The following is an 11,912-nucleotide window of genomic DNA, read 5'->3' as shown; positions in this document are numbered from 1 at the left end:
TGAATCGCGGGGAGGGGCAATCATGGACATGTCACGTATCGCACGCCAGGGGCTGGTGCTTCTGGGGTGTGGTAAGATGGGCTCGGCGATGCTGGCGGGCTGGCTCGAGAGCGGGCTGCCTGCCGGGTCGGTCTGGGTCGTCGATCCCTACCCGTCGGACTGGATCAAGGCGCAGGGGGTGCACGTGAACGCGCCGCTGCCCGAAGCCCCGGCCATCGTTCTGGTGGCGGTCAAGCCGCAGATGATGGGCGATGCGTTGCCGGTGCTGACCGCGCTGGGCGGGGGCGGGACGCTGTTCGTCTCGGTGGCCGCCGGGACGTCGATTGCCACTTTCGAAGAGATTCTTGGTGCGAGCACCCCGATCGTGCGCGCAATGCCCAACACGCCCGCCGCCATCGGTCGCGGGATCACGGCACTGATCGGCAATGCCCATGCGTCGGGCGATGATGTGACGCTGGCCGAGGAGTTGCTGGCCGCCGTGGGGCAGACCGTCCGGCTGGAGCGCGAGGCGCAGATGGATGCGGTGACCGGGGTCAGCGGCTCGGGGCCTGCCTACGTGTTCCACCTGATCGAGACGCTGGCCGCCGCAGGTGAGGCGCAGGGGCTGGCGCCGGAACTGGCGATGCAACTGGCCAAGGCCACCGTGGCAGGGGCCGGTGCGCTGGCCGAGGCGGCCGAGGAAGATCCGACGCAGTTGCGCGTCAACGTCACCTCGCCCAACGGCACCACGCAGGCGGCGCTGGAGGTGTTGATGGAACCCGAAACAGGTTTTCCCGGCCTTCTGAACCGTGCGGTGGCTGCCGCGACCAACCGCTCAAAGGAGTTGTCCGGTGGCTGAGATTTCGTTCGATGATTTCCTGAGGGTCGATATCCGTGTGGGCGAGGTGATCCGCGCCGAACCCTATCCGGAGGCGCGCAAGCCCGCGATCAAGCTGTGGATCGACTTCGGCGACGAGATCGGCGAGCGCAAGAGCTCGGCCCAGATCACTGCGCATTACGATCCGACGGCACTGATCGGCAAACAGGTGATGGCGGTGGTCAACTTTCCGCCGCGCCAGATCGGGCGGTTCATGTCCGAGGTGCTGGTTCTGGGCCTGCCGGATGACAATGGCGAGATCGTGCTGATCGAGCCGGACGGCAAGGTGCCCGTCGGGGGGAGAATGCACTGATGAAGCTGTTGATTTCCCGGCCCATGACGGCGGAGGTCGAAGCGCGTGCCCGCACCGCGTTCGACGTGGAGATTCGCGAAAGTAACGCGCCGCTCAGTACGGCTGAGATGCACCGGGCGCTGACCGAATTCGATGTGGTGGTGCCGACGCTGGGGGACATGTTCTCGGCTTCGGTTTTTGCCGCGGCGCCACAGCCTCGCTGCAGGCTGCTGGCCAATTTCGGGGTGGGTTACAACCATATCGACGTGGATGCGGCGCGCTCGGCTGGGGTGCTGGTGAGCAACACGCCGGGGGCTGTGACCGATGCCACGGCGGATGTGGCTATGACACTGCTGCTGATGACGGCGCGGCGCGCGGGTGAGGGTGAGCGGCTGGTGCGTGCGGGCCGGTGGGAGGGTTGGCACCCGACGCAGATGCTGGGCCATCACGTGACCGGCAAGCGGGTCGGCATCGTCGGCATGGGCCGGATCGGACAGGCCATCGCGCGGCGGTGCCATTTCGGGTTCGGGATGCAGGTCGCTTATCTGGCGCGCAGCCGGAAGGAGTTGGATTTTCCGGCGGAATACGCGAGCGGACTCACTGCGTTGGCCGCATCTGTCGACTTTCTGGTGTTGGCCGTGCCAGGCGGGGCGGACACCCGACATCTGATCGGCGCGGAGGTTTTGGCGGCGATGAAGCCTTCGGCGTTGCTGATCAACATCGCACGCGGTGAGGTTGTGGATCAGGCCGCCCTGATCGCGGCCCTTCAGGCGGGTCAGATCGCGGGGGCAGGCCTCGACGTCTATGAGTTCGAGCCGGAAGTGCCCGAGACGCTGCGGGCGATGGAGAACGTAACTCTGCTGCCGCATCTGGGGACTGCGACCGAAGAGGTACGCTCGAACATGGGCCACATGGCGCTCGACAATGTAGCGGCGTTTCTGACCGGACAGCAGCCTCCCAACACGGTCACTTGATCCGGGGCCGTGGCGCTCCCGCCCGTCGCTGACGCATCCAAAGATGCGTCGCCTCCCGTTGGGCCGGGCAGCGCGCCTGCGGCGCGCTGTGGCCGCGAAATCCGCAATAAAAACTGCCCTGACCATCCGCTCACAGCGCGCGGGGCTTGCCCCGCGCGCTGCCGGGCCCAACGGCCCCGGGCGCGTCCTTGATGCGCGCGCGGCGGGCGGGAGCCCCTGTGGTTCAGGTCGTTTCGGTGGGCGGCTGTTTCCCCACGGCTTCGCGCCAGTGCCTGCGGCAGAGGGAGACATAGGTCTCATTGCCGCCGATCTGCACTTGGGCGCCTTCGGTGATGGCATTTCCGGCCTCGTCCTGGCGGATCACCATCGTCGCCTTGCGCCCGCATTTGCAGATTGTGCGCACCTCGCGCATCTCGTCGGCCAGTGCCAGCAGCGTGGCGGAACCGGGGAACAGGTGGCCCTGAAAATCCACCCGCAGCCCGTAGGCCAGGACCGGTACGTTCAGATCATCCACCGCGCGGGCGAGCTGCCAGACCTGCTCGTCGGACAGAAACTGCGCCTCATCCACGAACACGCAGGCGACCGGCCCCCGTGCCAGCCGCTGCTCGATCATGTCGAACACGTCGTCCTGGGGGCGAAAGGTATCGGCCTCGGCGCCGATGCCGATGCGCGAGGCGATTCGCCCCTGGCCCGCGCGCCCGTCGATGGCGGCGGTCATCAGGTACGTATCCATGCCCCGTTCACGATAGTTGTGCGAGGCCTGCAGCAACACGGTCGATTTGCCCGCATTCATGGTCGAGTAGTTGAAGTAGAGCTTAGCCATGGCGCCGGTCTAGAACGCCTGCCCGCGACGGGCAAGATGGCGATGGCGGATACAGGTGGCGCCGTCGCTGCGGGCACAGGGACCGGGCTTGCGCCCTTGGGGATGGTCTCCCCGCTTCCGCAACAACGACGCCGATGGCCACATCGTGGCCGAACATGCGTGAAGCGAATAATGCTGCCCCACTGATACTCATTACCGGCATGGACTGCCGCCACTCACTCAATTTATCCCTGCATCTCTGAGGGATGGCCAACATATGACATTTCCCTTATGAGTCAGGAATGGGAAAATTCCTTGTCCATTCCCCAATAGCGGGGGATGGGCGGGTATCGCAGGTGCAAAAAAGGGGTGAAAATGGCCGAAGTCGGCGCATATCTGAAAAAACATACCGAAGCACTGGTCAAGGATGTGGGAATCGAAGCGGCCTGCGAGATTACCGGCAAATCGAAAGCGACGTTAGGAAGGTATTACTCGGATAATGCGGAACATACGGATCGTTTCATGCCGGTCGACGCGGTGGCCAAGCTGGAAAACGCGTCGGCCTATCCGCACGTGACCTCGGCGCTGGCCGACCTCAAGAACATCACCCTGTCCTATGACGGGCGCAATTCGCAGGAAAACGAGCGCAAGGGCGGCGTCAATTCGGACGTCATCGCGCTCAGCCAGCGTTTTGCGATGCTGATGACTGAATATCAGGCGGCGATCGAGGACGGCATCATCACCGTGAACGAGGCCAAGCGGCTGCTGAAAGAGACCGTGATGCTGCAGCAGGTGCTGATCGACATGAAACTGCACCTGGAAGAGGAAAGCGGCTGAGCCGGGGCGATCGCCCCGAGCCGGGAAACCTCAGAGGCTGCCTGTGCCTCAGACGTGGCGCCGGACGATGACCGAGCCCACCGAATAACCTGCGCCGAAGGAACAGATCAGGCCCAGATCGCCCTCTTGCAGATCGTCGGAGTGCTTTGAAAACGCGATGATCGAGCCTGCGGACGAGGTGTTCGCGTAATCCTGCAGGATGTTGGGCTGTTCACTCGGCTCCGGCTCGCGTCCCAGCACCTTCTTGCCGATGAAGTCGTTCATGGTCTTGTTGGCCTGATGCAGCCACAAGCGCTTAAGGTCGGTATTGGCGATCCCTTCGGCCCCCATGTGATCGGAAATATGCTTGCTGACCATCGGCAGCACTTCCTTGAACACTTTCCGTCCGTTCTGCATGAATTGCATATCGCGCCGGTCCGTCAGCCCGTCGGGCCGCGAGCGGCGCAGAAAACCGTTATTGTTTCGGATGTTGTTGGAAAACTCGGTGGCGCATCGGGTCGAGAGGATCTCGAAATGCGGCCCCTTGGCGTCTTCGACCCGCTCGATCAGCGTCGCCGTGGCCACGTCGCCGAAAATGAAGTGACAATCGCGGTCACGCCACTCCAGATGGCCCGAGCAGATCTCGGGGTTCACCACCAGCGCCGCCCCGACCGAGCCCGAGCGCACCATATCCGCTGCTGCCTGAATTCCGAACGTGGCCGACGAGCAGGCCACGTTCATGTCGAACCCGAATCCCTTGATCCCCAACGCCTGCTGAATCTCGACCGCCACCGCCGGATAGGCGCGTTCATGGTTTGAGGCGGCACAGATCACCAGATCCACCTCTTCGGGCGTGCGCCCGGCCTGCTCCAGCGCCTTGCGGCAGGCATCCACGGCCATCTCGGTCATGATCCCCGGCTCATCGTCAGACCGCTGGCGCAGCCGCGGATACATCACCTCGGGGTCCAGAACCCCTGTCTTGTCCATCACATAACGGTTCTCGATGCCTGATGCCTTGACGATGAACTCCTCCGACGAATGCTGCATCGGCTCCATCTCTCCGGCGGCAATCGCCTCGGCATTCTGCGTATTCATCCGGTCGGCATAGGCGTTGAAGGCGGTCACCAGCTCGGCATTGGTGATGATGTTCTCGGGGGTGAAGACACCGGTACCGGTGATGGCGGGGGTATACATGGCGGGTTCCTGGCGATTGGCGGATTTGCACAAAATGCAGGCGCCGCCACAACGGATCAAGGGCAGTTTACCCGAGGGAAGGGGCGGGGATGAGAGAAAATCCGCTTCGCATCTTGAATAGTTCAGTTCCTGAAGTATATATCGCGCCATCTTGAGAGGGACCGCGGCATGGCAGACGACGATACATTCGTGATGGACGGGCTGAGCCCCGAGATTCAGGCGATGATGGGGGTCTATGCGCTCTACTGGAAACTGGAAGAGAGCATCGATGCGCTCAGCACCGAACCCGATCTGACACATCCCGAATGCCACATGCTGATCAAGCTCGACCGGCCCAAGCGCATGGGTGTTCTGGCGCGCGACATGTTGGCGGCCCCGTCGACCATTACCGCGACGGCGGATGCGCTGGAAAGCGCAGGCTATCTGACCCGGCAGCGCGACCCCGAGGACCGGCGCGCCTGGCTGCTCGTGCTTACCGAACAGGGCGAGCAGACCCGCCAGATGATCGCCACCGAAGCAGGCGAGATGTTCCGCCGCGCCTCCGGCCTTGACGCTCACGAGACTGCGCAATTCGCGCAGCTTGCCCGAAAGATCCGAGACAACATCCTGAAAACAGGTATTCCCGAGGGGTTGAAGAAATGAAGATCCTTACTGCTCTGAGCCTTGGTCTGGCTCTGCTGGCCGTTCCCGCCGTGGCGCAGGAGGCTGCGAAACCGGTGAAGCTGATGCTGGTCCGCGAAACCACCCCCGGCTTTTCGCGCCAGTTCTTCGGTCAGGTGGCTGCGCGCCAGACCGTCGATCTGGCGTTTCAGGTCGCCGGTCAGATCCTTGAGATGCCGGTGAACGAAGGGGTGGTGATCCCCAAGGGTGAACTGATCGCCCGCCTGGATCAGGAGCCGTTCGAACTGCAACTCGACAGGGCCCGTCTGCAAAAGGAACAGGCCGACCGCACCGTGGCGCGCCTGTCGCGGCTCAAGGGCACCACGGTCAGCCAGGTGTCGCTGGACGACGCGGAAACCGCAGCCCAGCTTGCCGCCATCGAGTTGCGCGATGCCGAATATGCCCTGGAACATGCCACGCTGACCGCGCCTTTTGACGCTCTGGTCTCGCGCCGCACGATCGAGGCGTTCAGCACCGTGTCCGCCGGAACCCCCATCGTGCGCATCCATGACATGTCGGAACTGCGGATTGAGGTGGACGTGCCCGAGATCCTGTTCCAGCGCGCAGGTCAGCAGGATGACGTGGTCATCACCGCCAAGTTCCCGGCCAGCGACCAACATTTTCCACTGCAGATCCGGGAGTTTGACGCCGAAACTTCAAGTGTCGGCCAGACCTTCCGCATCAATTTCGGCTTTGCGCCGCCAGAGGATTTTCAGGTGTTTCCGGGCGCGTCCGTCACCGTCAACGTGCAGGTGCAGGACCACCGGCGCGGCATCGTCGTGCCGCCCACGGCCATCGTCACCGATGCAGGCGGCACCACCGCCGTCATGATCTTTACCCCGACCGGCGCCGCTGAGGGCACGGTGAAACGGGTACCGGTCGAGATCGAACCGACGCAATCGGGCGACATCCGCGTGCTGTCGGGCCTCAACGGCGGGGACGAGATCGTCCTGACCGGCGGCAATGCGCTGGAAGACGGCCAGGCGGTGCGCCGCTTTGCCGGTTTCGCGAACTGAGGGCTGACGGATGAATATCGCGCGAACATCCATAGACAAACCGCTCTACACCTGGCTGATCATCCTGATCGCGCTCTTTGGCGGGATCTGGGGGTTCTTCTCGCTGGGGCGGCTCGAAGATCCGGCCTTTACCATCAAACAGGCCGTCATCGTCACCCAATATCCCGGCGCCACGGCGGAACAGGTGGCGCTGGAAGTGTCCGAACCTCTGGAATCGGCGATCCAGCAGATGGGCGAGGTGGACACGATCACCTCGACCAACCGGCCCGGGCAGTCGCTGATCGAGGTCGAGATCAAATCGACCTATGACGGCAGCGAACTGCCCGACATCTGGACCCGCCTGCGCGCCAAGGTGCGCGACGCCGCCCGTGGCCTGCCGCAGGGGGTCAGCGCGCCCTATGTGAACGACGGATTCGGTGATGTGTTCGGCCTGTTCTACGCGGTCACCGCCGAAGGTTTCAGCGATGCCGAAAAGCATGAATTGGCCACTTTCCTGCGGCGTGAGCTGCTGACGGTCGAAGGTGTGGCGGATGTCGAAGTGCGTGGCCTGCCGGATGAGGCGATCTTTGTCGAACCCGATCTGGCCTTGTCTGTGAACCAGAACGTGCCGCTGCAATCCATCACCGATGCGATTGCCAATGCCAACTCGGTCAACGATTCCGGCTCGGTGCGCTCGGACCGGAACCGCAGCGCGATCCTGACCGCCGAGGGCTCGGACAGCGTTTCGGCCATCGCCGGGCTGTCGGTGGGCTCGCAAGGTCACGTGATCAACCTGTTCGACATGTCGGACGTCTATCGCGGCCGCCAGAACGATCCCGATATCATGATCCGCTTCGACGGGACCGAGGCCTTTACCCTCGGTGTCGCAGGTCTGGCCACCGAAAACATCGTCGAGGTCGGCAAGCGGGTCGATGCCAAGATGGCCGAGCTTGACAGCGACATTCCCTACGGGGTCGAGATCCTGCCGATCTATCAGCAGCATGTGGTGGTCGAGCAGGCCAGCAACGATTTCCTCGTCAACCTCGCCATGTCGGTCGCCATCGTGGTGGCGGTGCTGGGCATCTTCATGGGCTGGCGCGCCGCCATCGTGGTGGGCTCGACCCTGCTGCTGACGGTGGTGGGCACGCTGCTGTTCATGGCGCTGTTCTCCATCGAGATGGAGCGGATTTCGCTGGGCGCGCTGATCATCGCCATGGGGATGCTGGTGGACAACGCCATCGTGGTCGCCGAGGGGATGCAGATCGCGATGCTGCGCGGGCGCAATTCGCGCGACGCGGCGGATGATGCGGCCTCGAAAACCCAGATCCCGCTGCTGGGCGCGACCGTGATCGGCATCATGGCCTTTGCCGGGATCGGCCTCAGCCCCGACGCGACGGGCGAGTTCCTGTTCTCGCTCTTTGCCGTCATCGCGATCTCGCTGCTGCTCAGCTGGGTTCTGGCCATCACCGTCACGCCGCTGCTGGGCCACTATTTCTTCAAACAGGGCCATGCGGATGGCGCGGACGCCTATGGCGGCTGGCTGTTCCGGACCTATGGTGCGGTGCTGCGGCAGGCGCTGAAACTGCGCTGGCTGGTGATCGTCGGCCTTGTCGGTATCACGGCGGCCTGTTTTGCTGGCTTCGGCCTGATGAAGCAGCAGTTTTTCCCAAACTCGAACACGCCGCTGTTCTTCGTGCATTACAAGCTGCCACAGGGCACGCCGATTGCGCGCACCTCACAGGATCTGGCGCAGATCGAGGATTGGCTGGCGGAGCGCGAGGACGTGGTTTCGGTCGCAACCTTCGTGGGGCAGGGGGCAACACGCTTCATGCTGACCTATTCGGCCGAGAACCCGAACCCCAGCTACGGGCACATGATCATCCGCACCGAGACGCTGGACGATATTCCGGCGCTGCAGGCCGATCTTGAGGCCTACGGCACCGCCAGGTTCCCCGAGGGTGAGTTTCGCACCAAGCGGCTGGTTTTCGGCCCCGGCGGTGGCGATCCGATCCAGGCCCGGTTCTCGGGCAGTGACCCGGTGGTGCTGCGGCAACTGGCCGAAGAAGCCGAACGGCGCATGGCCGAGACCTCCGCGAACGTGATCGGCGTGCGCAACGACTGGCGCGAGCAGGAACTGGCGCTGCGCCCGATCTACGCGACCGAACGCGCCCAGACCGCCGGTGTCACCCGCGACGACATCGCCAACACGCTGCTGTTCTCGACCGACGGTATCACCGGCGGTGTCTTCCGCGAGCGGGATCGGCTGATCCCCATCATCATCCGCAGACCCGCCGATGGCGACTATTCCGTGGTCGATCAGGTGGTCTATTCCGATCAGGCAGAGAATTTCGTGCCGGTCGAGCAGATGGTGGACGGGTTTGAATACGAGGCGCTCAACACGCTGGTCCACCGCCGCAATCGGGTGCTGACCATCACCGTCGGCGCTGACATTCCGCCCGACATGACGGCCGCACAGGTCCATGGCGAGGTTCGCGCGGCCATCGAGGCGATGGAGCTGCCGCCGGGCTACAAGATGGAATGGGGCGGCGAGTTCGAGGATTCGGGTGAGGCGCAGGCCTCGCTCGGCAAGCAACTGCCGCTCAGCCTGCTGATCATGGTGCTGATCTCGGTGCTGCTGTTCAACGCGATCCGGCAGCCGATCATCATCTGGCTTCTGGTGCCGATGTCGGTGAACGGCGTGGTGATCGGCCTGCTGGGCACCGGTCTGCCCTTCACCTTCACCGCGCTGCTGGGGCTGCTCAGCCTCTCGGGCATGCTGATCAAGAACGGCATCGTGCTGGTCGAGGAAATCGACCTCGTGCGCGCCACCGACAAACCTCTGCGCGAGGCGATCGTCGAGGCCTCGGTCTCGCGTCTGCGCCCGGTGATGCTGGCGGCGGTGACCACCATTCTGGGCATGGCGCCGCTGCTGACGGACGCGTTCTTTGTCTCGATGGCGGTGACCATCATGGGCGGTCTGGCCTTCGCCACCATCCTGACCATGATCGCGGCCCCGGTGTTCTATCTGGTGTTCTTCAAACGGGATGAGCGGCGGGAAATGGCCTGACGGTGGACCCTTGTGAAAAAAGGCGCTTCGAACCGCCTTGAAAAAGCGCCTTCGAAGGCGCTTTCAACCCGGTTTGGAAACCGGGTATTCAAGGCCGTTCGAACGGCCTTCACCGCTCTGGGGACCGGGCATCCCCGCTCAGATTTGCTTCATCGCCTGTCTGAGCAGTTTCCGGCATCTCGGTGACAGATGTGCTGCGACGGCTTCGATCCCGAGTTCACGTCGTCTCAAAAACAGCGCCAGAGCATGCGCGCGTGAGGGTTGCCTGAGGTAACCGGTCCAGCCGGCATCGTCGGCGGCCTGCAACTGAAAGACACCGAATCCCGCAATGATGCATCCCAGGTCGGTGGCCAACTCATGCACAGCTGCGCCGCCGGGGATGTCATGCTCAAGGCCGGACAATCGGGCGTGCATTACCTCGTGCACCATCGTGTTGATGAACAACAAGGGGCGCTTCATCAATTCAGGGTCATACTGGATGATCGCCGAATTTCCAGATTCCTGAAACGTTCCTGCAGTTGCGGACAACGCGTGATAGTCGATGCGCAGCTCTTCCGGGAGCACATCGAGTGGCATGAGTTCGATCCGCCGCTCGATACCGGTGAGGCGCTGGATGTCCGACAGAACCAACTCGGCCGTCGCCGCATCCTGCCCGCCAGGCGCCGAAAAGAACTCTCTGGTCGGTAAAATCGGAACGCTGGGTGGCTCAAACCTCGCGTCGAACCAATCAAAGCACTCGGCGATCCAATCGCGCATGTCGTCCGAGACTGTCGGGCGTGACCAAAACATGGAAATCTCTCATAAAGTGCTTCCCATTCAATATGTTCACCGAACACCCGCATAGTTCAACCAAACACGTCAGATGGCAGGCACAATCGCGGGCCAGCCGGCGGCACGGCAGTTTAATGACAGAAATCAAATACAAAAAAGTTCGGCCCGGACGAATCCAGAGCTCCCGAATTTTTCCTGGGCAACACTTATCCCTTCAGCGACTTCAACGCGACATTCCCCTCGGCCCGCGACCTGATCGCCAGTGCGCTGGCGTGTGATCCGACGACTGGTTCAGCCGCCCAGATCTTTCGCGGGATCGTAGTGGAAATAAAAGCAGGAGATTTTGTTGCCATCCGGATCGCGCAGATAAGCGACGTAGAAATCCGGTTCATAGCAGTCCCGAACACCCGGCCCGCCCTCGTCGACGCCGCCATGTTCGAGACCTGCCGCATGAAACCGCCGGACCTGCGCGGCATTGCGGGCAGGGAAGGCGATCATCGTGCCGTTGCCTACGCTGGCGGGTGCGCCGTCGAAGGGGCTGCATATCCAGAACCCGGTGCCGTTGTCCGGATCCGTACCCCATCCAGCCCAGCCGTCGGTCCAGCCGGGAAGGCGCGGTTGTCCCAGGACAGAGAATATAGCGTCGTAGAAGCGGATCGCTCGAGCCAGATCATTGGTGCCGTATGTGGTGTAGAGATTCACGGGTCACCTCGCTTGGCCGGGACACCGGCATCATGCATCTGGCCGGAACCCGAGGGAAGGTGCGGACGTAAGTGACACCCCGATAAGTATGAAGCTGCTGCGTCATTTCTCGATTTTTCGTCGGTTCCATCCATCCAATTTTTTTTTGGCTGAAGGCGTATTTTTCGTTCCGATCAGAATATGCGCTAAGATCATCAACATGGCCGCCGGGTGCGGCGGAGCTTGTGAGATACCGGCATGCCTTGCGTCCGAACAACGCCCAGCCCATTTGGGGTAACATTTGCGCTGCTTACGACCCTACTCATCGCCCTCCCTGCAGAGCGTGGGCGGGCCGACGGGGTGTGCGCAGACATGAATACCCTGCTGGAACAAGCTCAGTCGAACTTTGCCGGGGATGTCGGGTCATTGCCTCAACTTCGCTTGGATGGTGCCGATAGCTGCGCGACGTTCTTCTCACCGGGCGAGTCGCGAGGCTTTCATTGTGTCTGGGAGTTCTCATACCGTGCGGCAGAGGCTGAGAAAACGTTCACCTATTTCGACGAGACGCTCCAGCGTTGTTTCGCGGACCGGGCCCGAGTTGAACACGATCAGCCTGTAAATCACCCCGACTCCTATCGCCTGCAGCAATACCAGGTGGGACCGGTCACCGTTTCGGTCTCCCTCAAGGACAAAAGCGCCTTGCAGAAAACCTATGTGTTCCTTCGTGTGGATGGGGCAAACCGGGACTGAAAAGACCCGCACCAAGCCTTCTGCAGAAAAAAGCCCCGATGAAATATCGGGGCT

12 protein-coding genes are annotated in these 11,912 nt (G+C 62.7%); 8 read left to right on the top strand and 4 right to left on the bottom strand.

Annotated elements, in window-relative coordinates; genetic code table 11:
• Window positions 1-22 precede the first annotated feature (22 nt).
• Genes proC through AB3N21_RS11995 form a run of 3 tightly spaced genes read left to right on the top strand, consistent with a single transcriptional unit; the run spans window position 23 to window position 2,122 of the window.
• Window positions 23-838 carry a pyrroline-5-carboxylate reductase gene (proC, locus tag AB3N21_RS12005; protein WP_367935446.1) on the top strand — a complete coding sequence of 272 codons (816 nt, stop codon included), beginning with the start codon at window positions 23-25 and terminating at the stop codon, window positions 836-838.
• Window positions 831-1,169, top strand: a complete 339-nt coding sequence (locus AB3N21_RS12000; protein ID WP_367935445.1) for a tRNA-binding protein — start codon at window positions 831-833, stop codon at window positions 1,167-1,169. The genes proC and AB3N21_RS12000 overlap by 8 nt, the downstream gene beginning before the upstream one ends.
• Window positions 1,169-2,122: a 2-hydroxyacid dehydrogenase gene (locus AB3N21_RS11995; RefSeq protein ID WP_367935444.1), complete on the top strand. Its 954-nt coding sequence runs from the start codon at window positions 1,169-1,171 to the stop codon at window positions 2,120-2,122. Before AB3N21_RS12000 ends, AB3N21_RS11995 begins: the two co-directional genes overlap by 1 nt.
• Before the next feature lie 223 nt (window positions 2,123-2,345).
• On the opposite strand, the gene AB3N21_RS11990 is transcribed toward AB3N21_RS11995, so the two are convergent.
• Complete coding sequence (locus AB3N21_RS11990) at window positions 2,346-2,945, bottom strand: thymidine kinase (protein WP_367935443.1); 600 nt, start codon at window positions 2,943-2,945, stop codon at window positions 2,346-2,348.
• Between the two features lie 354 nt (window positions 2,946-3,299).
• On the opposite strand from AB3N21_RS11990, the gene AB3N21_RS11985 reads away from it, so the two are divergent.
• Complete coding sequence (locus tag AB3N21_RS11985; RefSeq protein ID WP_171176143.1) at window positions 3,300-3,761, top strand: hypothetical protein; 462 nt, start codon at window positions 3,300-3,302, stop codon at window positions 3,759-3,761.
• Between the two features lie 48 nt (window positions 3,762-3,809).
• On the opposite strand, the gene AB3N21_RS11980 is transcribed toward AB3N21_RS11985, so the two are convergent.
• Window positions 3,810-4,934, bottom strand: a complete 1,125-nt coding sequence (locus tag AB3N21_RS11980; protein ID WP_367935442.1) for a beta-ketoacyl-ACP synthase III — start codon at window positions 4,932-4,934, stop codon at window positions 3,810-3,812.
• Between the two features lie 168 nt (window positions 4,935-5,102).
• On the opposite strand from AB3N21_RS11980, the gene AB3N21_RS11975 reads away from it, so the two are divergent.
• From AB3N21_RS11975 to AB3N21_RS11965, 3 genes are read left to right on the top strand one after another with little or no spacing between them, the layout of a single operon-like run.
• Entirely contained in the window at window positions 5,103-5,576 is a 474-nt protein-coding gene (locus AB3N21_RS11975; protein ID WP_254446530.1) for a MarR family winged helix-turn-helix transcriptional regulator, read from the top strand.
• A complete protein-coding gene (locus tag AB3N21_RS11970) occupies window positions 5,573-6,610 on the top strand; it encodes an efflux RND transporter periplasmic adaptor subunit (protein ID WP_367935441.1) in 1,038 nt (345 codons plus the stop codon). The genes AB3N21_RS11975 and AB3N21_RS11970 overlap by 4 nt, the downstream gene beginning before the upstream one ends.
• A 10-nt stretch (window positions 6,611-6,620) precedes the next feature.
• Window positions 6,621-9,656 (top strand): efflux RND transporter permease subunit, encoded by a 3,036-nt coding sequence (locus AB3N21_RS11965; protein WP_367935440.1) that lies wholly within the window; start codon window positions 6,621-6,623, stop codon window positions 9,654-9,656.
• A 138-nt stretch (window positions 9,657-9,794) separates the two neighbouring features.
• Here the strand turns inward: AB3N21_RS11965 and AB3N21_RS11960 are convergent, their stop codons facing one another.
• Together AB3N21_RS11960 and AB3N21_RS11955 are read right to left on the bottom strand one after the other, a co-directional pair.
• A complete protein-coding gene (locus AB3N21_RS11960; RefSeq protein ID WP_367935439.1) occupies window positions 9,795-10,412 on the bottom strand; it encodes a hypothetical protein in 618 nt (205 codons plus the stop codon).
• A 306-nt stretch (window positions 10,413-10,718) separates the two neighbouring features.
• Window positions 10,719-11,129: a VOC family protein gene (locus AB3N21_RS11955; RefSeq protein ID WP_367935438.1), complete on the bottom strand. Its 411-nt coding sequence runs from the start codon at window positions 11,127-11,129 to the stop codon at window positions 10,719-10,721.
• A 351-nt stretch (window positions 11,130-11,480) separates the two neighbouring features.
• Between AB3N21_RS11955 and AB3N21_RS11950 the strand changes: the two genes are divergently transcribed.
• Window positions 11,481-11,858: a hypothetical protein gene (locus tag AB3N21_RS11950; RefSeq protein WP_367935437.1), complete on the top strand. Its 378-nt coding sequence runs from the start codon at window positions 11,481-11,483 to the stop codon at window positions 11,856-11,858.
• The last annotated feature ends 54 nt before the right edge of the window (window positions 11,859-11,912 follow it).

Source organism: Ruegeria sp. (genome assembly GCF_040830605.1).
Taxonomy (GTDB): Bacteria; Pseudomonadota; Alphaproteobacteria; order Rhodobacterales; family Rhodobacteraceae; genus Ruegeria.
The sequence above is the reverse complement of the archived record's forward strand: the minus strand, read 5'-3'. Positions and strand labels throughout refer to the sequence as shown.

Coding starts and splice junctions, on each gene's coding strand:
- proC (WP_367935446.1), top strand. CDS start 23: ATGGACATGTCACGTATCGCACGCCAGGGGCTGGTGCTTCTGGGGTGT.
- AB3N21_RS11990 (WP_367935443.1), bottom strand. CDS start 2,945: ATGGCTAAGCTCTACTTCAACTACTCGACCATGAATGCGGGCAAATCG.
- AB3N21_RS11980 (WP_367935442.1), bottom strand. CDS start 4,934: ATGTATACCCCCGCCATCACCGGTACCGGTGTCTTCACCCCCGAGAAC.
- AB3N21_RS11970 (WP_367935441.1), top strand. CDS start 5,573: ATGAAGATCCTTACTGCTCTGAGCCTTGGTCTGGCTCTGCTGGCCGTT.
- AB3N21_RS11995 (WP_367935444.1), top strand. CDS start 1,169: ATGAAGCTGTTGATTTCCCGGCCCATGACGGCGGAGGTCGAAGCGCGT.
- AB3N21_RS11965 (WP_367935440.1), top strand. CDS start 6,621: ATGAATATCGCGCGAACATCCATAGACAAACCGCTCTACACCTGGCTG.
- AB3N21_RS11975 (WP_254446530.1), top strand. CDS start 5,103: ATGGCAGACGACGATACATTCGTGATGGACGGGCTGAGCCCCGAGATT.
- AB3N21_RS11950 (WP_367935437.1), top strand. CDS start 11,481: ATGAATACCCTGCTGGAACAAGCTCAGTCGAACTTTGCCGGGGATGTC.
- AB3N21_RS11960 (WP_367935439.1), bottom strand. CDS start 10,412: ATGCGCGATTGGATCGCCGAGTGCTTTGATTGGTTCGACGCGAGGTTT.
- AB3N21_RS11985 (WP_171176143.1), top strand. CDS start 3,300: ATGGCCGAAGTCGGCGCATATCTGAAAAAACATACCGAAGCACTGGTC.